The organism is Streptomyces sp. JLYT201, from assembly GCF_059448825.1.
The window spans coordinates 4,457,777-4,480,050 of record NZ_CM182551.1 but is presented as its reverse complement, the minus strand read 5'-3'; the positions used below and the strand labels follow the sequence as shown (position 1 = coordinate 4,480,050).

Sequence of the window (22,274 nt, the reverse complement as noted above, 5' to 3'; positions counted from 1 at the left end):
CCTCCGGCCCTCTCTCCTTCCCGCTCACCGGTCCTCGGGGCCCCGCCCCGGACGTCCGACGGGTTCCGCCGCCTCCGCGCTGCCCGTTAAGTACTATTTGCCATGAAAGGTCGTACGTCATGAGCGTCACCCAGCAGTTCCTGCTCGACAGCTACCGCGCCGCCCAGCACGGCGAGGCCGCGCCGCCCGCGCCTGGCGCCCACGACTGGCAGGTCGTGCGCGAGGTGCGCGACTACGGCCGGTTCCACGCCGTGGTCCACGAACGCCCCGCGCACGGACGCCTGCGGGCCGCCCTCCGCCGGGCCCTGCACGGCCTCAGGGGAGGCGGCGTACGAAGTCCGCGACCGCTTCCCTGACGTCGTCGGCCGTCCACGCCATCCCCGGCCCGGCCACGGTGACCTCCGTGACGGACAGGCCCGGCGGGCCGTCCGGGAACCAGCGCCAGAACAGCAGGGTCTTCGTCTCCTCGGCCTGCGCGAGGGCCGCCTCGTTCAGGATGTCGGGCGGGTACGGCAGCCACACCTGGAACTGGTGGGTGTGCGGCGGCTGCGGGTGCACGCGCGACCACGGCACCCCGGAGGCCTCGAAGGCCTCGCGCAGCGCGTCGGCGACCACGCGCGCGTGGGCGACGTACTCCGGCAGGCGCGGCAGGACGTTCCGCAGGCCGAGCAGCGCCGACAGGGCGGTCGGGAACTGCTGGAAACCGAGCCCTCCGTAGCGGTGCCGCCAGGCCCGCGCCTCCTCGACGAGCGTCTGCGGGCCGGCGAGCGCGGCGCCCGCGATGCCCTCCAGGGACTTGTAGAACGACACGTACACGCTGTCCGCGAGCCCGGCGATCTCGTCCAGGGAGCGGCCGAAGTGCGGTGCGCACTCCCACAGCCGGGCACCGTCGAAGTGGACCACGGCGTCCCGCTCGCGGGCCGCGGCCACCACCTCCTGGAGCTCGTCCCAGGTGGGCAGCAGGAAACCGGGCTCCCTGAGGGGCAGTTCGAGCATCAGCGTGCCGAAGGGCTCCTCGAAGTCCCGCACCTCCTCGGCCGTGGGCGGGCGCGGGGCGTCCGTGGGGTGCGCCGTGCGCAGACCGCTCACCGTGACCAGGGCGCCCCGTTCGTGGACCTCCGGGTGGGAGCGCGGGTGCAGCGCCACCGTCGCGTTGCCGGTGCGGCCCGCCCAGCAGCGCAGCGCCACCTGCTGCGCCATCGTGCCCGTCGGGAAGAACGCGGCGGCCTCCTTGCCGAGCAGCCGCGCGACCTCGTCCTCCAGGTCCTCGACCACGCCGTCGCCGTACAGGTCGGCGGGTCCCTCCAGGTCCGCGACGTCCGCCGCGCCCCCGGCGAGGGCGGCGAGGTGCTCGCCGAGCGGAACGGTCACCGGGTGGCGGGCGAGGAGCCGCCGAGCGCCCCGGGCCGCCGCGATGCGCCGCTCCTGCTCGTCGGGCTCGCCCCGGCCCTCGGGCCCGGCCGCCCCGGGGTCCTCCTGCCGGGTCCCCGGCCCGGCCGCCCGGGGGCTCTCCTGCGGAGTGAGCGCGTCGTCCTGCGCGTCGTGTGCGGTCATCCACAGATCATCCCGCGCGGTCGTACGAATGCCCACAGCCTGTGGACAGCCGACGGCGCCGCGCGGACGGATAGCGTTAGCATGACGAGAAATCGTCCGGTACCCCGAGCGGACTGGAACGGGAAGGCGTCATCGCGTGAACGCACCTCACCGGCCGGAGCCCCACTCCGACCCCCGGGCGGGCCACGGCCCCGACCCCAAGGACCGGCCCGCGCGGCTCACCGTGGGCGTCGTCGGCGCGGGCCGCGTCGGCCCCGCCCTCGCCGCCGCGCTGCAGCTCGCCGGGCACCGTCCGGTGGCCGTGTCGGGCGTCTCCGACAGCTCCGTCAGGCGGGCCGCGGCCATGCTCCCCGACGTGCCCGTGGTCACGCCCGCGCAGGTCCTCGAGCGCGCCGACCTGGTGCTCCTGACCGTGCCCGACGACGCCCTTCCCGGCCTTGTCGAAGGCCTCGCCGAGACCGGCGCGGTGCGCCCCGGACAGCTCCTCGCGCACACCTCCGGGCGGTACGGCGCGAAGATCCTCGACCCCGCCCTGCGCGCGGGCGCGCTGCCGCTCGCGCTGCACCCCGCGATGACCTTCACCGGCACCCCCGTGGACGTCCAGCGCCTGGCCGGGTGCTCCTTCGGCGTGACCGCGCCCGACGAGCTGCGGCTCGCCGCCGAGGCCCTGGTCATCGAGATGGGCGGCGAGCCCGAGTGGATCGCCGAGGACGCCAGGCCGCTGTACCACGCGGCGCTCGCGCTCGGCGCCAACCACCTGGTGACCCTGGTCGCCGAGTCCATGGAGCTGCTGCGCGGCGCGGGCGTCGCGGCCCCCGACCGCATGCTCGGCCCGCTGCTCGGCGCGGCCCTGGACAACGCCCTGCGCTCCGGTGACGCCGCGCTGACCGGCCCGGTCGCGCGCGGCGACGCGGGCACCGTCGCCGCGCACGTCGCCGAGCTGCGCAAGCACGCGCCGCAGACCGTGGCCGGGTATCTGGCGATGGCCCGCGCCACCGCCGACCGCGCGCTCGCGCACGGCCTGCTCAAGCCCGAGCTCGCCGAGGACCTCCTCGGCGTGCTCGCGGGCCCCGGGGGAGCCGCGGGCGGCACCGAGGGGTTCCACGACGGCGGAGCGGACGGAGGAGACCGATGAGCGGCGCACCGATCCGGCTGCTGCACACCGCCGACGACCTGCGCGCACGCGCGCGTACGGGCCGCCGGGCCGTCGTCATGACCATGGGGGCCCTGCACGAGGGCCACGCCACGCTGATCCGCGAGGCGCGGCGCGCCGCGGGCCCCGACGGCGAGGTCGTCGTCACGGTCTTCGTGAACCCGCTCCAGTTCGGCGCGGGCGAGGACCTGGACCGCTACCCGCGCACCCTCGAAGCCGATGTGAAGACCTCCGAGCAGGCGGGCGCCGACGTCGTGTTCGCGCCCTCCGTGGAGGAGGTCTACCCCGGCGGCGAGCCCCAGGTCCGCGTCGGCGCGGGCCCCATGGGCACGGTCCTCGAAGGCGCCACGCGCCCCGGGCACTTCGACGGCGTGCTCACCGTCGTCGCCAAGCTGCTGCACCTGACGGCCCCCGACGTGGCGCTGTTCGGCCAGAAGGACGCCCAGCAGCTCGCCCTGATCCGCCGCATGGTCCGGGATCTGAACTTCCCCGTGGAGATCGCCGGCGTGCCGACGGTCCGCGAGGAGGACGGCCTCGCCCGCTCCAGCCGCAACCGCTATCTGTCACCGGCCGAGCGGCACACCGCCCTCGCGCTCTCCCGCGCCCTGTTCGCGGGCCGCGACCGGCACGCCGCGCAGGAGGCCCTGCGCGCGCGTGCGGCGCTCGCCCCGGCCACCCCGGCACGCGCGGACGCGCTGAACGCGCTCGGTGAGTCCCGCGCGGCGGCCGACGCCCACGCGGTCGCCCAGGCCGCGCCCGCCGGCCCCGAGGCCGTCCTCGCGGCCGCGCGGCAGGTCCTCGACGAGGCGGCGCGCCTCCGGCCCCCGCTCGTCCTGGACTACGCGGCGCTCGTCGACCCGTCGGACTTCCGGCCGGTCGTGCGCGGCCACCAGGGCGAGGCGGTGCTCGCCGTCGCCGCCAAGGTCGGCACGACCCGCCTCATCGACAACATCCCGCTGACCTTCGGAGGTCCGGCGTGACCGCGCCCACCGGGGCCGCCGCGCGCCCCCGTACGACCGTGATCGGAGCCCTCGCATGAGCGGTACTGGCATACGGCTGCACGCTCCCGCCCCCGGCTGGTCGCTGACCGCCGACGTCGTGGTCGTCGGCTCCGGAGTGGCCGGTCTGACGGCCGCGCTGCGCTGTGCGGCGGCGGGCCTGGAGACCGTCGTCGTCACCAAGGCGCGCCTGGACGACGGTTCCACACGCTGGGCGCAGGGCGGCATAGCCGCCGCGCTCGGCGAGGGCGACACCCCCGAGCAGCACCTGGACGACACCCTCGTGGCGGGCGCGGGCCTGTGCGACGAGGAGGCGGTGCGCCTCCTGGTCACCGAGGGCCCCGACGCCGTGCGCCGCCTCATCGAGACGGGCGCCCGGTTCGACGCGGCCGCCGGGGGCGGGCTCGCCCTGACCCGCGAGGGCGGCCACCACCGCAGCCGCATCGCGCACGCGGGCGGCGACGCGACCGGCGCGGAGATCTCCCGCGCCCTCGTCGAAGCGGTCCGCGAGCGCGGCATACCCACCGTCGAGAACGCCCTGGTCCTGGACCTCCTGACGGACGCCGACGGGCACGCGGCGGGCGTGACCCTGCACGTCATGGGGGAGGGCCAGCACGACGGCGTGGGCGCCGTGCGCGCGCCCGCCGTGGTGCTCGCCACCGGCGGCATGGGCCAGGTCTTCTCGGCGACGACGAACCCGTCCGTGTCCACGGGCGACGGCGTGGCCCTCGCCCTGCGCGCGGGCGCGGAGGTGTCCGACCTGGAGTTCGTGCAGTTCCACCCGACGGTGCTCTTCCTGGGCGCCGACGCCGAGGGCCAGCAGCCGCTGGTGTCCGAGGCCGTGCGCGGCGAGGGCGCCCACCTCGTGGACGCGGACGGCGTGCGCTTCATGCTGGGCGCCCACGAGCTCGCCGAGCTGGCCCCGCGCGACATCGTCGCCAAGGGCATCACGCGCCGCATGCTGGAACAGGGCGTCGAGCACATGTACTTGGACGGCCGCCACTTCGGCGCCGACATGTGGGCCACGCGCTTCCCCACGATCCTCGCCGCCTGCCGGGCCCACGGCATCGACCCGGTGACCGAGCCGATCCCGGTCGCCCCCGCCGCGCACTACGCCTCCGGCGGCGTCCGCACCGACCTGCACGGCCGCACCACCGTGGCGGGCCTGTACGCGTGCGGCGAGGTCGCCTGCACAGGCGTGCACGGCGCGAACCGGCTGGCGTCCAACTCCCTCCTGGAGGGCCTGGTCTACGCCGAGCGCATCGCGGCGGACATCGCCGCCCGGCAGGCCGCGGACAGCCTCCACGCGCGCGTGCCCGCCCCGGTGGCGGCCCCCGAGCAGCCCGCCCACCCGCTGCTGCCCCCGGAGGCCCGCTTCGCCATCCAGCGGGCCATGACCGAGGGCGCCGGAGTGCTGCGTTCCGCCGCCTCGCTCGCCGAGGCCGCCGAGCGGCTCGCCGGGATCCACGCGGCCGCGGCGGGCGCGCTCGCCGAGGACGGCAAGACCGCTGAGCCGGGCGTCGACGCCTGGGAGACCACCAACCTCCTGTGCGTGGCGCGCGTTCTGGTGGCGGCGGCGCAGCGGCGCGAGGAGACTCGTGGCTGCCACTGGCGCGAGGACCACGGGACCCGCGACGACGCGGCGTGGGGACGCCACATCGTCGTACGCATCAATCCGGATCGCACCCTCGCCATACGCACCACCGACAACGCCAGCTTCCCCAGCACTCAGGAGCAGTGACCGACGTGAGCACCACCGGCACCCCCGAACTCCCCCTCGCCGACAGCGGCTGCGGCGACGCCTGCGGCTGCGGCGACGAGGCGCCCGACGCCATGGCGTGCGGACTCGACCCGTCGCTCGCCCAGCTCCTCGCCGACGCCGGGCTCGACCCCGTCCAGGTCGAGGACATCGCGCACCTCGCGATCGCCGAGGACATGGAGTTCTCGCCGGACGCCGTGGACGTCACGACGGTCGCCACCATCCCCGAAGAGGCCGTCGCCACCGCCGACTTCACGGCGCGCCAGGCGGGTACCGTCGCGGGCCTCCGGGTCGCCGAGGCCATCGTCTCCGTGGTCTGCGCGGACGAGTTCGAGGTCGAGCGGCACGTCGAGGACGGCGAGCGCGTCGAGGCCGGTGACGTCCTGATGAGCATCACCACCCGCACCCGTGACCTGCTCACCGCCGAGCGCAGCGCGCTGAACGTGCTGTGCCGCCTGTCCGGCATCGCGACCGCCACGCGCGCGTGGGCGGACGCCCTGGAGGGCACCGGCGCGAAGGTCCGCGACACCCGCAAGACGACGCCGGGCCTGCGCTCCCTGGAGAAGTACGCCGTCCGCACGGGCGGCGGCGTCAACCACCGCATGTCGCTCGCCGACGCGGCCCTCGTCAAGGACAACCACGTGGTCGCTGCGGGCGGCGTGGCCCAGGCCTTCAAGGCCGTCCGGGACGCCTTCCCGGACGTGGCCGTCGAGGTCGAGGTGGACACCCTGCACCAGCTCCGCGAGGTCGTGGAGGCGGGCGCCGACCTGATCCTCCTGGACAACTTCACGCCCGGGGAGACCGCGGAGGCCGTCGCGATCGTCGGCGGCCGCGCGCTCCTGGAGTCCTCCGGCCGCCTCACCCTGGAGAACGCCAGGGCGTACGCGGAGACGGGCGTGGACTTCCTCGCGGTGGGCGCGCTCACGCACTCCTCGCCGATCCTGGACATCGGCCTCGACCTGAGGGACGCCGCCGAGGCCCCCGCGCGCGGGGCGGAGTAACCCGCCATGCTGCTCACGATCGACGTCGGCAACACCCACACCGTCCTCGGGCTCTTCGACGGCGAGGACATCGTCGAGCACTGGCGCATCTCCACCGACGCCCGGCGCACCGCCGACGAACTGGCGGTGCTCCTCAACGGCCTGATGGGCATGCACCCCCTGCTCGGCGAGGAGCTGGGCGACGGCATCGACGGCATCGCGATCTGCTCCACGGTCCCGTCCGTCCTGCACGAGCTGCGCGAGGTCACCCGCCGCTACTACGGCGACGTCCCGGCCGTCCTCGTGGAGCCCGGCATCAAGACCGGCGTCCCCATCCTCATGGACAACCCCAAGGAGGTCGGCGCCGACCGCATCATCAACGCGGTCGCGGCGGTCGAGCTCTACGGAGGTCCCGCGATCGTCGTGGACTTCGGTACGGCGACGACGTTCGACGCGGTCTCCGCGCGCGGGGAGTACGCGGGCGGCGTCATCGCTCCCGGCATCGAGATCTCCGTGGAGGCCCTCGGCGTCCGCGGCGCGCAGCTGCGCAAGATCGAGCTGGCCCGGCCGCGCAGCGTCATCGGCAAGAACACCGTGGAGGCCATGCAGGCAGGCATCCTGTACGGCTTCGCGGGCCAGGTCGACGGCGTCGTACGGCGGATGGCCCGCGAGCTCGCGGGCCCGCACGGGGAGCCCGGCGACGTCACGGTCATCGCCACGGGCGGGCTCGCGCCCATGGTGCTCGGCGAGGCGTCGGTCATCGACGAGCACGAGCCGTGGCTGACGCTGATCGGCCTCCGTCTGGTCTACGAGCGGAACGTGTCGCGTACTTGACGTCCCCTCAGGCAACCTGGCGCCGCCCCGTGGAGTCTCCCCAGGGAGGGGTTCTGAGCGGGTGTGGGGGCTGGGTGCCTGATGGGCATGGGACGCAGGAAACGTAGGGGGCGGTGGGGTGCCGCGGCGGCCCTGGCGGTGGCGGCGCTGACGGCCGCCGCGCCGGCCTCGGCACAGGAGCCGCCGCCCGGGCCCGCCCTGTCCACGGTCGAGCCCTCCGCGCCCTCCGGACCCCGCCCGGACGGCCGCATGGCCGAGACCGGGGCGGGGGTGCTGCCCTGGGCCGCGGCCGCCGGGGCCGCGGCCCTCGGCGTGGGCGCGGTCGCCTTCGCCACGACGCGGCGCCGCTCGAAATAGGCCGCCCGGCAAGGCCGGGGAATTCCGGGCGGACGGGTGGGAAGACAGAGCCCACCACCCAGACAAGCGCGGCCGCAGGCTCGTGTCGCGCATACGGGTGAGTTAAGACGATTTTGTCCTTTGCGCGCGTATCGTCACCCCATGCCCACGCCATACGGATCCCGGGGCGGCATGGCCTTCGGCGCTCAGGAGCTGCGCGTGCTCCGCCGCGCCCTGGCCCTCGCCCTGCACCCCAGTACCGCTCACGCCCTCGACGACCAGGCCGTGCAGGACTGCGTGCGCCTCGCCGACGACATCGACGAGACGGTGCGCGAAGGCGCACGGCTGCGCGCCTTCCTGGTGGCCGACCTCGCGCGCTACCGGGCGGCGCTCCCCGGCACCGCCGCCGGCTACCTGGAGCTCCTGGAGGACGTGCTCGCCACCGGCTACCGGCCCGCTCCCGACGACCTCGCCGCGCTGCGCGCCCTGCGCGGCACACCGCGCGCGGCCGCCCTGCTCGCCCGCTGCGAGGGCCTCGCCGAGCGGGCCCTGCGCGCCCGCCTCGCGGCGGCGAGCGAAGCCCGGGCGGCGGACAGCCGCACCGCGCCCCCGCCCCGGCCCCTCGTGCCGCAGTCCCGCACCCGGCTCCTGGCCCTGCCCGGCGGCCGCGCCGCCGACGGGGACAAGCCCGCGCCCCGGCCCGAGCCGCCCGCGGAGCCCGCTCCGTCCGAGCGGCCGCGCCCGGTGCCCACCCCGGCCGAGGTGTTCCCGCCCAAGCGCCCGGCCCGGCCCCCCGCCCCGTCGCAGCGGCTCGCGGCGGGCTAGCTACGCTGGGGGCATGGAATACGTCTCCGCGCTCGTGCCCCCCGTAGTGATGGCCGTGTTCTTCATCGGCCTCATCGTGACGATCGTCAAGACCCAGGGCGGCGCCAACAAGGCCAAGGAGGACGCCGCCGTCGACGCGGCGATCGCCGGAGCCGAGGCCGTCCGGCAGTCACCGAAGGCCGGCGCCTGACCCAGGCGCCCGTCCGAGGCCCCTCAAGGGCATACGGTTCCCCTCGTGCGCGAACCGTATGCCCTTTTTGTCATAAAAGTCGACACTGTGGGGCGCCTGCCCATGCCCGTCCCGCCTTTCGCGGCTTCAGTGACTTAGGTCACTTCGCCCACTATTGTTCTGCTGTGCCTCGCCCCTTGGGAGAACTCGAAGACGCAGTGATGACGCGGGTGTGGAAGTGGAACCGCCCCGTGACCGTTCGAGAAGTCCTGGAAGACCTGCAACAGGAACGGTCGATCGCGTACACCACGGTGATGACCGTTCTGGACAATCTCCATCAGAAGGGCTGGGTGCGCCGCGAAGCGGAAGGTCGCGCCTATCGATATGAGGCGGTCTCCACGCGTGCCGCCTACTCGGCCGCACTCATGAACGAAGCCTGGTCGCAGAGCGACAACCCGGCGGCCGCTCTCGTCGCCTTCTTCGGCATGATGTCGCCACAGCAGCGGGAAGCCCTCAGCGACGCGGTCCGCATGGTCGAATCCCATGAGAGCCCCGCGAGCCCGGCGAACCCGGCGAACCCCGAGAACCCCGCGAACCCCGACGGTCCGGACCGCGTGACCGAGCGATAGCGTCCGCCCATGCCAGCCGAGCCCGACGAACTCCCCGCGGAGCGTGCCGAAGTCCCGCCGCTCAGCGACTCCGCGCCAAATGCCGTCTCCGTACGCAGGGCGCGCACCACGGATGTGCCCGCCGTGCGGTCCCTGCTCGACTCGTACGCCCGCCGGGGTGTCCTGCTCGACAAAGCGACCGTCACGCTTTACGAGGACATCCAGGAGTTCTGGGTCGCGGAACGCGGCGGCGGCAACGGCAAAGCGGGGACGGTGGTCGGCTGCGGGGCCCTGCACGTGATGTGGGAAGACCTGGCCGAAGTCCGTACCCTCGCGGTGAATCCTGAGGTCAAGGGCGCGGGCGTGGGGCATCAGCTGCTCGGTAAGTTGCTTCGGACCGCGCGCCGGCTCGGTGTCCGGCGCGTTTTCTGCCTCACCTTCGAAGTCGACTTCTTCGCCAAGCACGGCTTCGTGGAGATCGGCGAGGCACCCGCCGATACCGTCGACACAGATGTCTACACGGAGCTCCTTCGTTCCTATGACGAGGGCGTAGCGGAGTTCCTGGGTCTCGAACGAGTGAAACCGAACACCTTGGGCAACAGCCGGATGCTTCTGCATCTGTGATCGTGACGGCACTATTCCGGGCTGTCACATGCCCGGTGCCCTATGTCCGAAACGCGCATGTTTCCCGGGATCTCGTGGAGCCGGTCTCTCCCAGGGGTTTGTGTTTTTCCAGGAAAAGCGGTTTGCTTTCCGACGTACTGCAGTGCTGCATATAACAGGGGGCGGCGAATCGGCGGCGCAGGCCGCGTGGCCCGGCCCTGAAGTTATCGATGAAAGGAAATCCGGTGGCACAGAAGGTTCAGGTCCTTCTTGTCGATGACCTCGACGGCGGCGAGGCGGACGAGACCGTGACGTTCGCCCTCGACGGCAAGAGCTACGAGATCGATCTCACCACCGCCAACGCAGACAAGCTCCGCGGACTCCTCGAGCCGTACCTCAAGGGCGGTCGGCGTACCGGAGGCCGCGCGAGCGGTCGTGGCAAGGGGCGCGCCCCGGCAGCGAGCCAGAGCCAGGACACCGCGCAGATCCGCGCCTGGGCGAAGGAGAACGGTTTCGAGGTCAACGACCGCGGCCGCGTCCCCGCGTCCATCCGCGAGGCCTACGAGAAGGCCAACGGCTGATTGCTCGCACGCCGCAAGCGGACCCGGTGGCACTGTGTCGCCGCCGTGTCCACGAGCCGTACGAGATCGGAGCCCGCGGCGGAGCCGGAATGGGGGTCGGTTCCGCTGCCGTCCAGGACCCGCGCCGCCGCCCGTGGCGCCAGGGTCGCCAGAGTCGTGAGCGACGGCAGCGTGGCTTCCACTTCGTGTCCGGGCTCCGGGGGGCGCAGCCACACGGCGGCCCCTCGTGAGCCGGGCAGGCCCGGCGGCGTCGGCGCGTCGATGAGGCCGCCCGTGCCGATCGCGGTGAGGTCCAGGGGGATGCCCCCCCACTCCAGCCAGTCGAGCAGCCCCGGCAGCTCGTCGGCGCTGCCCGCGGCCACCAGGAGCCGCATCGTCCCGCCGTGCAGGGCCACGGGAGCCTTCGGGCCCAGGTGGCGCAGCGCGGCGAAGCCCGCCTCGGCCGGCAGCTGAAGGACGTCGAAGCGCACCCCCGTGATCAGGCGGAGGGCGGCCCCTGGCCCCGGCCCGGGGCGCACCGGCCAGCCGAGCTCCCGCTCGTACCACCGCCGCACCGGGTCGTCCCGCAGCGCCCCCGCACGCCGGGTGCGCGGTTCGGCGGACGGCCGGGGGTGCGGAACGCTGGGAAGGGCCATGCCAGGAGCAACCGCCCGAGGCGTACGGGAGTTACGGCGAACGTCACGCAGGGTGGGGCACTGGTTGCGTACGGTGGCGAAAATGGGGGCGTGCCCGGACGCTCTCCGGCGCAAGGGTGTTCGCCCGTAGCGGAGGGAACCGGTGTGCGCCGCATGGAGTGTCCGTGCATACGGGTAAGACATCCCTAGTGGGGAGGGGCGACACGCGGTGTTCAGGCGTCTCACGTTCGCCAACGGCGTACTGATGGCGAGGGTAACTGCCTGGCCTGCGGGAACATCGTCTCGCACCATCAGGTTGGAGCATGTGTCGGCGTATGAGTCAGGAAGCGTTCCCTACCGTAGTGAGGGTGATCCGACCGGTGTCGGCAGTTGGAATGAGCGGTCCCCGCTTGCGGGACTAAGCTGCGGAAGGACAGGGAGGGGACCGACCCCTTACTGCCTGACCGCTCTGAGGAGCGATTAACGATGTTCGAGAGGTTCACCGACCGCGCGCGGCGGGTTGTCGTCCTGGCTCAGGAAGAAGCCCGGATGCTCAACCACAACTACATCGGCACCGAGCACATCCTCCTGGGCCTGATCCACGAGGGTGAGGGTGTCGCCGCTAAGGCCCTGGAGAGCCTCGGGATTTCGCTCGAGGCGGTCCGCCAGCAGGTGGAGGAGATCATCGGCCAGGGCCAGCAGGCCCCGTCCGGGCACATCCCCTTCACCCCCCGTGCCAAGAAGGTCCTGGAGCTGTCGCTCCGCGAGGCCCTTCAGCTGGGCCACAACTACATCGGCACGGAGCACATCCTGCTCGGCCTGATCCGCGAGGGCGAGGGCGTCGCCGCCCAGGTCCTGGTCAAGCTGGGTGCCGATCTCAACCGGGTGCGGCAGCAGGTCATCCAGCTGCTCTCCGGCTACCAGGGCAAGGAGACCGCCACCGCCGGCGGTCCTGCCGAGGGCACGCCCTCCACGTCCCTGGTCCTCGACCAGTTCGGCCGGAACCTCACCCAGGCCGCTCGTGAGTCCAAGCTCGACCCGGTCATCGGGCGCGAGAAGGAGATCGAGCGGGTCATGCAGGTGCTGTCCCGCCGCACGAAGAACAACCCGGTCCTGATCGGTGAGCCCGGCGTCGGCAAGACCGCCGTCGTCGAGGGGCTCGCGCAGGCCATCGTCAAGGGCGAGGTGCCCGAGACCCTCAAGGACAAGCACCTCTACACGCTGGACCTCGGCGCCCTGGTCGCCGGCTCCCGCTACCGCGGTGACTTCGAGGAGCGCCTGAAGAAGGTCCTCAAGGAGATCCGCACCCGCGGCGACATCATCCTGTTCATCGACGAGCTGCACACGCTCGTGGGTGCGGGTGCCGCCGAGGGCGCCATCGACGCGGCGAGCATCCTCAAGCCGATGCTGGCCCGCGGCGAGCTCCAGACCATCGGTGCGACCACGCTGGACGAGTACCGCAAGCACCTGGAGAAGGACGCGGCCCTCGAGCGCCGCTTCCAGCCGATCCAGGTCGCGGAGCCGTCCCTGCCGCACACCATCGAGATCCTCAAGGGCCTGCGCGACCGCTACGAGGCCCACCACCGCGTCTCGATCACGGACGAGGCCCTCGTGCAGGCGGCCACCCTCGCCGACCGGTACATCTCGGACCGCTTCCTGCCGGACAAGGCGATCGACCTGATCGACGAGGCCGGTTCCCGGATGCGCATCCGCCGGATGACCGCGCCGCCGGACCTCCGCGAGTTCGACGAGAAGATCGCGGGCGTGCGCCGGGACAAGGAGTCCGCGATCGACTCGCAGGACTTCGAGAAGGCCGCGTCCCTGCGCGACAAGGAGAAGCAGCTCCTCGCCGCGAAGGCCAAGCGCGAGAAGGAGTGGAAGGCCGGCGACATGGACGTCGTCGCCGAGGTCGACGGCGAGCTGATCGCCGAGGTCCTCGCCACGGCCACCGGCATCCCGGTCTTCAAGCTGACGGAGGAGGAGTCCTCCCGGCTGCTCCGCATGGAGGACGAGCTCCACAAGCGCGTCATCGGCCAGAAGGACGCCGTCAAGGCGCTCTCGAAGGCGATCCGGCGTACGCGTGCCGGTCTGAAGGACCCGAAGCGCCCCGGCGGCTCGTTCATCTTCGCGGGCCCGTCCGGCGTCGGTAAGACCGAGCTGTCCAAGGCCCTCGCCGAGTTCCTCTTCGGTGACGAGGACGCGCTGATCTCCCTCGACATGTCGGAGTTCAGCGAGAAGCACACGGTGTCGCGCCTCTTCGGCTCGCCCCCCGGCTACGTGGGGTACGAGGAGGGCGGCCAGCTGACCGAGAAGGTCCGCCGCAAGCCGTTCTCCGTCGTCCTCTTCGACGAGGTCGAGAAGGCCCACCCGGACATCTTCAACTCGCTCCTTCAGATCCTGGAGGACGGTCGTCTGACCGACTCCCAGGGCCGGGTCGTGGACTTCAAGAACACGGTCATCATCATGACGACCAACCTCGGCACCCGGGACATCTCCAAGGGCTTCAACCTGGGCTTCGCGGCCTCGGGCGACAAGAAGACCAACTACGAGCGCATGAAGAACAAGGTCTCGGACGAGCTCAAGCAGCACTTCCGCCCCGAGTTCCTCAACCGCGTCGACGATGTCGTCGTCTTCCCGCAGCTGACCCAGGACGACATCCTCCAGATCGTCGACCTCATGATCAGCAAGGTGGACGAGCGCCTGAAGGACCGGGACATGGGCATCGAGCTCTCCCAGTCCGCCAAGGAGCTCCTCGCCAAGAAGGGCTACGACCCCGTCCTGGGTGCCCGGCCGCTGCGCCGCACCATCCAGCGCGAGGTCGAGGACACGCTCTCCGAGAAGATCCTCTTCGGTGAGCTGCGTCCGGGCCACATCGTGGTCGTCGACACGGAGGGCGAGGGCGAGACCGCCACGTTCACCTTCCGTGGCGAGGAGAAGGCCGCGCTGCCGGACGTGCCGCCGATCGAGTCGGCCGCCGGTGGCTCGGGGCCGAACCTGAGCAAGGAGGCGTAGCTCTTCCAGAGCACGCCGAAGGGGCTGCCCCGGACCGTTTCGTACGGTCCGGGGCAGCCCCTTTTCCGGCTATGGGGCCGGGGCGTTCCACCGGAATGACGAATGCGAGCAGTTCTCGGGCCGTGCGGGCGGCGGAAATGCCCATCCGGGCACAGGGGCCGCCGCGGGGGAGGCGAGTGCCGTCGAGTCCCTGGCGCCGGTTCGCAGGCGTTCAGAGGTGGGGGGTGGCGTCGGCCGGGGCGATGGCCTCGCGCAGGACGCGGGTCAGGTCCTCCTCCGTGGGCAGAAGCTGGCGGCCGCGCGGGGGGAGCGAGGTGTAGGTGGCCTGGCCGCTGCTCGTCTCGATGAGGACGCCGATGGTGGGGGCGTCCCGGTCGGGGTCGCGGACCAGCTCGTCCACCGCCCGCACCTGGGCGTCCAGACGGGTGAGGTGGGTGGGGCGCGTGGTGGTCGTGCCGAGTGCGCAGGCCACGTAGCGGCGCAGGGAGAGGTGGTAGAAGAGCAGGTCCACGCGGTGGTACTGGTCACCGGCGAGGACGGGGTAGCGGCAGCCGACGAACGCGAAGCCGCTGCCGAGGCCGGTGAGGACGCGGACCATCCGGTTCGCGATCGACTCCTCGTACGTGGGGTCGGCCGGGCGCTGGTCGTCCAGGCGCAGGAAGTCGAGGCGGTAGGGGTCGCAGGCGAGTTCGGCGAGGGCGGGGGAGCCCGCGGGCAGGGCCACGTCGTCGGTAAGCGGCGGGGTGGCGCGCTGCGGGAGGTGCAGGCGCTGGCGGATGGCCAGGGTCAGCTGCGCCCGTGACCAGCCGTTGCGCACGGCCTCGGTCGCGTAGAAGTCCCGCTCCGCGCGGGTGTGCAACTTGTCGAGCAGCACCGTGATGTGGCTCCAGGGGAGCTGCGCGACCGGGCGCTGGGCGATGAGCGCGGGCCAGGTGTGCGCCATCTTCGGGGTCTGCACGAGGTTGCGGTACGAGAAGATCCGCTGCCGGGGGAAGGCGCCCCGCAGGTCCGTGGCGAGCCGGGCCACGATGCCGGTGCCCCAGCCGTCCTCTGTCTGACGGGCGAGGATCAGCTTGCCGATCCGCCAGTACATCTGGACCAGTTCGGCGTTCACGGCCCTCCGGGTGCGGAGGCGGGCCCCCTCTGCCGTGGCCTTCGCTTCGGCCAGCAGATCTTCGTACTTGTGCATGGGGCGAGGCTGGCGCAGCGCGCGCTTGACAGGGGCGGGAACCCTGTGGGGTCATCCGAACGTGTGGGGGTGGTTTGGGAGTTCGGCTTCCCGCGGGGCGCCGCTCGGCTGTCTCAGCCGACGGGCCAGGAGCGGAGGTCCAGGTCCCGTTCGCTGAACCCGGCCTGCGCCCGGGCGAGGTACGGAAGGGAGCTCTGGCGTCGCATTTCTCGTACCAGGACGCGGCGCACGCTCGGGAAGAGGCGGGCGGCGGCCTTCGCCGCCGGGGCCCAGGCGTCCTCCAGGGCCAGCCACAGCTCGGTCACCTGGGGCAGGCTGAACCCGGCGGGCGCACGGTCCAGGACGTCCGCCGGAAGGTCGAGCCGCCGCAGCCGGGGCAGCCGCGACAGGGCCTCCCAGTCCGCCGCGCTCCTCGGCCCGTCCTCGTCGCCGAACACCACCCACTCCAAGCCCTGCCACCGGTCCAGGAGGTGCAGGTCGGTCACGCGCCGCGTGGAGTTGAAGAGGCCGAGGGTGCGCAGGGGCGCGTCGGCGGGGATCCGGCTGAGCGCCCAGGGCTCGACGCTGTCGAAGAGGCGTAGCTCCGCCACCCCGGCGAGCGTGCTGAGGGCTCCGTCCGTCAGGTGCGCCAAGGGCCGCGAGAGCATCAGGAACGTGGGCTCGCAGGCCTCGATCAGCCGGGAGGTCGCCGGGCTGGTGACGGTGCCCCGGACGTCGAGGTGCTTCGGGCGCAGCCCGAGGCGCTCCACCTGCTCGACCTGTTCGTCACCGCGCAGCGTGAAGTGGGTCTCCCCGTCGTCGAGGTGACGGACGATCTGGTCCGCGTACAGGCGGCAGTCGAAGCGGTGCCACCCCCACATGAGCTGGCTGCGCACGATCTGCGCGGGGTGGTGGACGAAACGGGCCAGGAAGGGGATCGCCGCGTCGGACGGGACGTGGGTCGCGGCGATGGCGACGTTGAGGGCCTCGTTCTCGGTCAGGCCGTCGGGGCCCGGCAGCAGGTCGAGCACCATGGAGCCGACCGCGCCCAGCTTGCGGGCGTCGGCCGCGTCGCGCGGCGGAACGAGCTCGGCCGTGCGCCGCTCCACCTCGGCCCGCACCGCCGGGTCCAGCTCCGCCGCGTGCTCCAGGCAGGCCGCCGCCAGGAGGTGGACGCGGGCGCGCGGGGCGTCGCGCAGGCTGTCGCCGCGGGCCAGCAGGTCGCGCAGGATCTCGGCCCGCTCGCGCGGGCGCGCCTGCGCCACCGCCATGCGGATGACGTCCTCCCACTGGTCGTCCGCCGCGTGGCGCGCGAGCATCCCGAAGTCGCCCTCGTCGACGGCCGCCCGCGCGCCGAGGAAGTCCTGGAAGGTGCGGTGGACGAACACCGCCGTGTCCGGGCCCGGTTCGCTCAGCAGCCCGCTGCGCTGGAGGAAGTGGTCGTACACCGCGGGGGCGGCGCCGAGCGCGGCGAGCTCCGGCACCGCGGGGAGCGCGTCCGCGATGATCGTCTCCGCCCGTGAGCGGTCCAGCTCCGTGCGGCCGTTGCGGATCAGCCAGTACGCGAGCCGCTGCAGGACCTGGAGCTGGGGCTCCTCGCGCAGCTCCGGCATGCCCATGTGGCGCTCGCGGTCCCGGCGCAGCAGGAGCATGGACAGGGCCGCGGTGTAGAGGTCCTTGCGGCCGAGGGGCAGAAAACCCCTGCGGTCGCGGTGGAGGGCGCAGATCAGGCCGCACATCAGGGGGTTGGTGGCGAGGCGGCCCAGGTCGGGCTTGGCGCGCACGGCCGCCAGGAGCTGGCTCTCGTACGCCGTCAGCTCCGCGTCGTCGTCCGGGGCGCCCGTCGTCGCGGCGGCGTGCCAGCGCCCGATGAACGCGGCCACGTCCGGCCCGCGCATCGGCGCGAGGGTCAGCTCCGTGAACTCCTCGTCCGCCAGCCAGTCCTCCCGTACGGCGGAGGGGCGGGAGGTCACCAGCCAGCGGTTGCCGGGGTAGGCGTCCATGAGGTCCGCCAGCCACGCGCGCGTGCGGGCGCGCTCCGCGTCCGGCACCTCGTCGATGCCGTCGACCAGGAGCAGGGCGCGCCGCGCCGTGAGCACGCGCGCCTCCCAGCCGCCGGGCTGCTCCCCGGCCAGCGGCGAGCCCACCGCCGCGAGGAAGTCCCTGGGCGCGGGCAGGCGCTCGCCGTGGCGGGTGAGGGTGCGCAGGGGCAGGACGTAGGGGACGCGGTCGTAGAGGTACGCCATCCGCTCGTCGAGGTCCTGGCGGGCCGCCGAGACCGCGAGCCACTGCACCAGGGTCGTCTTGCCGGAGCCCGCCTCGCCGCGCAGCAGGACGCGGTCGTGGGTGGCGAGGGCCTGGTCGGCAGGGTGGGGCTCCTCCTGCTCCAGCTGTTTGCCGAGGATCTCCCGCCAGTCGTCGCCCGGCTGGATGTCGTCGGCAGGGGCCTCGCCCCGCGGGGTCGCCATCAGGCTCATATACGCCGCGTCCAGCGGCCACTTCCCGGGGGAGTTCGCCAGGTCGATCCCGAAGATCGTCAGCTTGCCGTGCCTCTTCGCGACGTACTCCAGGTACCGCTGCTCGAAGGCCGCGTCCTCCGCTCCCGGAAGGGGGTCCCTTCTGATCAGCTCGTCAACTTTGGCTATGAGTTCCGCCTGGCGGCGGCTCTGGCGCACCAGCGTGTGGGCCACGAACGCCGACCGCTGCGTGAAGAAGTTCAGGACGTGCAGACAGGTGGCGGTGAGCAGGCGCTCGTAGACGTACGTGGCGTCCGCCGACAGGTCGCGGGCCGGGTCCCCGGTCGCCGCCGCGGCCGCCCGGCGCAGGCTCCGCGCCAGCTGCTCGTGGCCGAGCTCCACGGCCTCCACGTCGGTCAGGGTGAGGTCGCCGAGGGCGTGCAGCGTGTCCGCCAGGGCGTGGACCACCGCCTGCTCCTCGTCGGCGGGCAGCGGGCGCTCGCCCGCGCGGACCGCCTGGCGGACCAGTTCGGCGGCCAGGCCGCGCAGGTCCTTGTCCGTCAGCTTCCGGCGCTCTCCCGTGAAGGAGACCAGGGAGTCGATGCGTACGGGTTCGTCCACCAGGGCGGCGCCGGGGCCGGGGCGGGCGAACAGCTTCCTGACCAAAGGGGTGACGACTGTGGACGCGAGACGGATGCCGACGGCCGCGGGTTCCATGCGCGCGAGCGTAGCGCCGGTCACATCCCGCCGGTGGTGGATCTTGGCGGCGGTGACATGGGGCACAGGGCATACGTCACATACGAGGACGGGTAGTGGTGCCCTTCGGCGCCGTGGCGGGGACTTTCGGCCCGCAACGCGCCCCCGGAGCTACGGCCGCCCCTAGTAGAAGCGCGTTTTGGGCGCCGGGCGGGATGGGGGTTACCAAGGGATGGCCATCCGGCACGCACCCCCAAAGCGTGCCGGATTCGCTTTGCCGTTCCTGTCTTGCCCTGTCTTGTACGTCCCCAGCGTGCGAGCCGCGCCCCCGCGGCCCGTGCCCGGCACCCCGTGTGCCGACCGCCCCGGAGGTCTCCATGTCGAAGCGCTCGAAGTCCCACCCTTCCGGCCGTCCGTCCCGCCGTGTCCGCGCGGCCGTCGTCGCCGTCGGCGTCGGCGCGGTGACGGCGCTCGGAGCGGGTGCCGCGGGCGCCGCCGCGAAGGCCCCGGCCGCCCCGTCCTGGCAGGACCCGGTCGACCGCTACCGCCTCTCCGCGACCTTCGGCCTGGGCGGCAGCATGTGGGCCCACAAGCACTCCGGCCAGGACTTCGCCGTCCCGAGCGGCACCGTGGTCAAGTCCGTGCACGCCGGGACCGTCGTGAAGGCCGGCCCGAACGGCGCCGGTGACGGGCCCGCGTACGGCAACGCCGTCGTGATCAAGCACGCCAACGGCACGTACTCGCAGTACGCGCACCTCTCCCGCGTCGAGGTGCGCGTCGGCCAGGCGGTCGCCGGCGGCCAGCGCATCGCCCTCTCCGGCAACACGGGCAACTCCAGCGGCCCCCACCTGCACTTCGAGATCCGTACGACGCCGAACTACGGCTCGGCCGTCGACCCGGTCTCCTTCCTGCGCCAGCAGGGCGTGCGCGTGTGATCCCCTCCGCGCGCACGCTCTGACTCAGGCGCCTTCGTGCGCCTGGGTCACCAAGTCGATGGCGACCTCGAGGATGGCTTTCCGCTTCTCCTCGGGGTCGCCTTCGGCGTCCTTGAGCACGAACATCCCGCCGTGCATGGTGAACAGCGCGCTGAAGCAGCGCACCTGCGCGGTCATCGGCGTCGCCGGGTCGTCGTCCCTGAGGATGTCCAGGAGCGCGAGCATGCGGTCCTTGAAGCTCTCGCCGGTCTTCAGGTCGCGCATCGTCGCCTGGTTCTCCTGCATGAAGCGGAAGAGCGGGGCGGCGTTCGTGAGGATCTCGCTGTAGCGCGTGAGGATCGCCCGTTTGGTGTCGAGCGTGCGGGGCTGCTCCTTGCCCCACTCGATCAGCTCGTCGATGGGGCGGGTCATGTCGTCGAAGATGCTGGTGAGGATGTCTTCCTTGGTCTTGAAGTGGTAGTACAGCGCCGCCTTCGTGACCTCTAGACGCTCGGCGATCTCCCGCAGCGACGTCTTCTCGTACCCCTGCTCGGCGAACAGTTCGAGTGCCACGTCCTGGATGCGCTGGCGGGTGTCACCGCGGCGCTGCTGCTTCCCTGTGCCCATGGGGCGATCCTCGCACTCCTTCTCCGCCCGAGGGAGCTCCGCTTTTTACGGCCCCTTGGGACGTGCTTGACGCCCGGCCAGCCTACTTACTTGACGCCCGGCTAGTTGGGGGTCTACCTTCCCTCAGTGTAATCAACTTGCCGGGCGGCAAGTAAGTAGCTGGCGAGCGGGGAGCGACATGGCGAACGCCGTAGCAGTCGGGCCGGGGACCAAGGAGCAACGGGCGGCACAGGAGCCACCCCAGCGGAGCGTGCGGGTGGTGATCTTCGCGCTGATGGTCGCGATCCTCCTCGCGATGCTCGACAACATGATCGTGAGCCCCGCGATGCCGACGATCGTCGGCGACCTCGGCGGCCTGGAGCACCTGTCCTGGGTCGTCACCGGGTACACGCTCGCGACCGCCGCCTCCACCCCGATCTGGGGCAAGCTCGGCGACATGTACGGGCGCAAGGGCGCCTTCCTCAGCTCCATCGTGATCTTCCTGATCGGCTCCGCGCTCAGCGGCCTGGCCCAGGACATGGGGCAGCTCATCGCCTTCCGCGCGGTCCAGGGGCTCGGCGCGGGCGGCCTGATGGTCGGCGTCATGGCGATCATCGGCGAACTGGTGCCGCCCCGGGAGCGCGGCAAGTACATGGGCATGATGACCGGCGTCATGGCGGTCGCGATGATCGGCGGCCCGCTCGTCGGCGGCACCCTCACCGACCACCTCGGCTGGCGCTGGGCCTTCTACATCAACCTGCCGCTCGGCATCGTCGCCCTGTTCATGGTGAGCGCCGTGCTGCACCTGCCGAAGAAGCAGGCCAGCGGCCGCATCGACTACCTGGGCGCGGCGCTGCTCACCGTCGGCATCACGTCCTTCGTCCTGGTGACCACCTGGGGCGGCACCGAGTACGCCTGGGGCTCGGCCGTGATCATGGAGCTCATCGGCCTCGGCGTCGCCTCGCTCGTCGGCTTCTACTTCGTGCAGCAGAAGGCCGCCGAGCCGCTCATGCCCCTGCGGATCTTCCGCAGCCGCAACTTCTCGCTGATGTCGGTGATCAGCTTCCTGACCGGCTTCGTGATGTTCGGCGCGATGCTCTTCCTGCCGCTGTACCAGCAGGCCGTGCAGGGCGCCTCGGCCACCAACTCCGGCCTGCTGCTCATGCCGATGCTGCTCGCCATGATGGCCGTGTCGAACGTCGCGGGCCGCGTCACCACCTCCACCGGCAAGTACAAGGTGTTCCCGATCGCCGGCAGCGTCCTGATGGCCGTGGGCCTCTTCCTGCTCGCCCAGATGGACACCGAGACCTCCCGGCTGACCTCCGGGATCTACATGGCGGTCCTCGGCGCGGGCATGGGCTGCCTGATGCAGATCACCATGCTCGTCGCGCAGAACAGCGTCGAGATGAAGGACATGGGCGTCGCGTCCTCCTCGGCCACGCTGTTCCGCACGCTCGGCTCGTCCTTCGGCGTCGCCGTCATGGGCGCGCTGTTCAACAACCGGGTGCAGGACGAGATGGCCGAGCGGGCCGGTGCCGCGGGCGGCAAGGTCACCGAGCAGTCCGCGCAGCTCGACGCGGCGAGCCTCGCCAAGCTGCCGGACGTGGTGCGCGACGCCTACCAGCACGCGGTCTCGTCCGGGACGCACGCCGCCTTCGTGCTCGGCTCCGTGATGGCCGCGGCCGCGCTGTGCGCCGCGGTGTTCGTGCGGGAGACGCCGCTGCGGGGCGCGGCCCCCGCGGCCCCCGCCGACCAGTAGCAGCCGGGAGCGCGGAAGGGGACTCCGCGCGCGGGGCGGGAGCGACGGCCGCCGAGCCGTCCGAGCGGCCGCCCCGCACCCCGGCCCACCACGGCCCCCGGCGCGAGCGCGCCGGGGGCCGCGGCCGTGCCCGGGACCGGTCGGGGGGCCGTTGTCAGTGGCGCGTGCCAGCATCGGACGGGTGGACAGACTGCGGCAGCTGCGCCTGGCGAAGGACGCGATGGACCGTGACTGGGCTGACCCTGACCTCGACCTGGCCGCGGTGGCCGCGCACGCCGGGTACTCCCGCTATCACTTCCTGCGCGCCTTCAAGGAGACGTACGGCGAGACCCCCGGCCAGTACCTGTCGCGGCGCCGCATCGAGCGGGCCGAGGACATGCTGCGCTCGGCCGACCTCGCGGTCACGGAGGTGTGCATGCTGGTCGGCTTCACCAGCGTCGGCACGTTCTCGTCCACGTTCAAGCGCCACACGGGCCTCACCCCCAGTGAGTACCGGCGCAAGCACCTGGGCCGCGGCTCCGCGCTCATCCCGGGGTGCTACGCGCTGCTGTGGGCGGGCGGCTTCCCGGGCCGCTCCGGCCGCCCGGCCGCCCCGGGATCCGAGGCCGGGACAGACCGCAATTCTCAAGAAGCGGACTGAGCGGGCCGC

At 72.6% G+C, this 22,274-nt stretch carries 21 protein-coding genes; 16 read left to right on the top strand and 5 right to left on the bottom strand.

Features of this window, described 5'->3' with window-relative positions:
• The first annotated feature begins 119 nt into the window (after positions 1–119).
• On the top strand, positions 120–356 hold the full coding sequence (locus AC5WAM_RS18305; RefSeq protein ID WP_495523175.1) for a hypothetical protein: 237 nt from the start codon (positions 120–122) through the stop codon (positions 354–356).
• Here AC5WAM_RS18305 and AC5WAM_RS18300 read toward each other — a convergent pair.
• Positions 316–1,554: a threonine aldolase family protein gene (locus AC5WAM_RS18300; protein ID WP_495523174.1), complete on the bottom strand. Its 1,239-nt coding sequence runs from the start codon at positions 1,552–1,554 to the stop codon at positions 316–318. The two genes, AC5WAM_RS18305 and AC5WAM_RS18300, sit on opposite strands and share 41 nt — an antisense overlap.
• A gap of 136 nt (positions 1,555–1,690) precedes the next feature.
• On the opposite strand from AC5WAM_RS18300, the gene AC5WAM_RS18295 reads away from it, so the two are divergent.
• From AC5WAM_RS18295 to AC5WAM_RS18245, 11 genes are all read left to right on the top strand, one after another.
• Positions 1,691–2,689, top strand: a complete 999-nt coding sequence (locus tag AC5WAM_RS18295; protein ID WP_495523173.1) for a Rossmann-like and DUF2520 domain-containing protein — start codon at positions 1,691–1,693, stop codon at positions 2,687–2,689.
• Complete coding sequence (panC, locus tag AC5WAM_RS18290) at positions 2,686–3,687, top strand: pantoate--beta-alanine ligase (protein WP_366794240.1); 1,002 nt, start codon at positions 2,686–2,688, stop codon at positions 3,685–3,687. The genes AC5WAM_RS18295 and panC overlap by 4 nt, the downstream gene beginning before the upstream one ends.
• A gap of 55 nt (positions 3,688–3,742) precedes the next feature.
• Complete coding sequence (locus tag AC5WAM_RS18285; RefSeq protein WP_495523172.1) at positions 3,743–5,446, top strand: L-aspartate oxidase; 1,704 nt, start codon at positions 3,743–3,745, stop codon at positions 5,444–5,446.
• A complete protein-coding gene (gene nadC / locus AC5WAM_RS18280) occupies positions 5,443–6,465 on the top strand; it encodes a carboxylating nicotinate-nucleotide diphosphorylase (RefSeq protein ID WP_495523171.1) in 1,023 nt (340 codons plus the stop codon). Before AC5WAM_RS18285 ends, nadC begins: the two co-directional genes overlap by 4 nt.
• Before the next feature lie 6 nt (positions 6,466–6,471).
• The gene (locus AC5WAM_RS18275) at positions 6,472–7,278 is read left to right on the top strand and encodes a type III pantothenate kinase (RefSeq protein ID WP_138961121.1); all 807 of its coding nucleotides are present in this window, start codon (positions 6,472–6,474) and stop codon (positions 7,276–7,278) included.
• An 87-nt stretch (positions 7,279–7,365) separates the two neighbouring features.
• Positions 7,366–7,635 carry a hypothetical protein gene (locus tag AC5WAM_RS18270; protein ID WP_495523170.1) on the top strand — a complete coding sequence of 90 codons (270 nt, stop codon included), beginning with the start codon at positions 7,366–7,368 and terminating at the stop codon, positions 7,633–7,635.
• 141 nt (positions 7,636–7,776) lie between these two features.
• Entirely contained in the window at positions 7,777–8,439 is a 663-nt protein-coding gene (locus AC5WAM_RS18265; protein WP_495523169.1) for a hypothetical protein, read from the top strand.
• A gap of 13 nt (positions 8,440–8,452) precedes the next feature.
• Complete coding sequence (locus AC5WAM_RS18260) at positions 8,453–8,629, top strand: hypothetical protein (RefSeq protein ID WP_366794236.1); 177 nt, start codon at positions 8,453–8,455, stop codon at positions 8,627–8,629.
• Positions 8,630–8,793: 164 nt separating this feature from the next.
• Positions 8,794–9,237, top strand: a complete 444-nt coding sequence (locus AC5WAM_RS18255; RefSeq protein WP_366794235.1) for a BlaI/MecI/CopY family transcriptional regulator — start codon at positions 8,794–8,796, stop codon at positions 9,235–9,237.
• A 9-nt stretch (positions 9,238–9,246) separates the two neighbouring features.
• Positions 9,247–9,840 (top strand): amino-acid N-acetyltransferase, encoded by a 594-nt coding sequence (locus AC5WAM_RS18250; RefSeq protein ID WP_366794234.1) that lies wholly within the window; start codon positions 9,247–9,249, stop codon positions 9,838–9,840.
• 224 nt (positions 9,841–10,064) lie between these two features.
• Complete coding sequence (locus tag AC5WAM_RS18245; protein ID WP_030679881.1) at positions 10,065–10,400, top strand: histone-like nucleoid-structuring protein Lsr2; 336 nt, start codon at positions 10,065–10,067, stop codon at positions 10,398–10,400.
• On the opposite strand, the gene AC5WAM_RS18240 is transcribed toward AC5WAM_RS18245, so the two are convergent.
• Positions 10,379–11,035 (bottom strand): SCO3374 family protein, encoded by a 657-nt coding sequence (locus AC5WAM_RS18240; RefSeq protein WP_495523168.1) that lies wholly within the window; start codon positions 11,033–11,035, stop codon positions 10,379–10,381. The two genes, AC5WAM_RS18245 and AC5WAM_RS18240, sit on opposite strands and share 22 nt — an antisense overlap.
• A 465-nt stretch (positions 11,036–11,500) precedes the next feature.
• Here AC5WAM_RS18240 and AC5WAM_RS18235 point away from each other — a divergent pair, with 465 nt between their 5' ends.
• A complete protein-coding gene (locus AC5WAM_RS18235) occupies positions 11,501–14,026 on the top strand; it encodes an ATP-dependent Clp protease ATP-binding subunit (RefSeq protein ID WP_138961125.1) in 2,526 nt (841 codons plus the stop codon).
• A gap of 211 nt (positions 14,027–14,237) precedes the next feature.
• Here AC5WAM_RS18235 and AC5WAM_RS18230 read toward each other — a convergent pair whose 3' ends face one another.
• Together AC5WAM_RS18230 and AC5WAM_RS18225 are read right to left on the bottom strand one after the other, a co-directional pair.
• A complete protein-coding gene (locus AC5WAM_RS18230; protein ID WP_495523167.1) occupies positions 14,238–15,215 on the bottom strand; it encodes a PDDEXK nuclease domain-containing protein in 978 nt (325 codons plus the stop codon).
• A gap of 113 nt (positions 15,216–15,328) precedes the next feature.
• Entirely contained in the window at positions 15,329–18,367 is a 3,039-nt protein-coding gene (locus AC5WAM_RS18225; RefSeq protein WP_495523166.1) for an NACHT domain-containing protein, read from the bottom strand.
• Between the two features lie 356 nt (positions 18,368–18,723).
• Here AC5WAM_RS18225 and AC5WAM_RS18220 point away from each other — a divergent pair, with 356 nt between their 5' ends.
• Positions 18,724–19,281 carry a M23 family metallopeptidase gene (locus AC5WAM_RS18220; RefSeq protein ID WP_366794229.1) on the top strand — a complete coding sequence of 186 codons (558 nt, stop codon included), beginning with the start codon at positions 18,724–18,726 and terminating at the stop codon, positions 19,279–19,281.
• Positions 19,282–19,305: 24 nt separating this feature from the next.
• On the opposite strand, the gene AC5WAM_RS18215 is transcribed toward AC5WAM_RS18220, so the two are convergent.
• The gene (locus AC5WAM_RS18215) at positions 19,306–19,887 is read right to left on the bottom strand and encodes a TetR/AcrR family transcriptional regulator (protein ID WP_366794228.1); all 582 of its coding nucleotides are present in this window, start codon (positions 19,885–19,887) and stop codon (positions 19,306–19,308) included.
• A gap of 178 nt (positions 19,888–20,065) precedes the next feature.
• Here AC5WAM_RS18215 and AC5WAM_RS18210 point away from each other — a divergent pair, with 178 nt between their 5' ends.
• Both AC5WAM_RS18210 and AC5WAM_RS18205 read left to right on the top strand, forming a co-directional pair.
• Positions 20,066–21,625 carry an MDR family MFS transporter gene (locus AC5WAM_RS18210; protein WP_495523165.1) on the top strand — a complete coding sequence of 520 codons (1,560 nt, stop codon included), beginning with the start codon at positions 20,066–20,068 and terminating at the stop codon, positions 21,623–21,625.
• A 181-nt stretch (positions 21,626–21,806) separates the two neighbouring features.
• The gene (locus AC5WAM_RS18205) at positions 21,807–22,265 is read left to right on the top strand and encodes a helix-turn-helix transcriptional regulator (RefSeq protein ID WP_495523164.1); all 459 of its coding nucleotides are present in this window, start codon (positions 21,807–21,809) and stop codon (positions 22,263–22,265) included.
• The last annotated feature ends 9 nt before the right edge of the window (positions 22,266–22,274 follow it).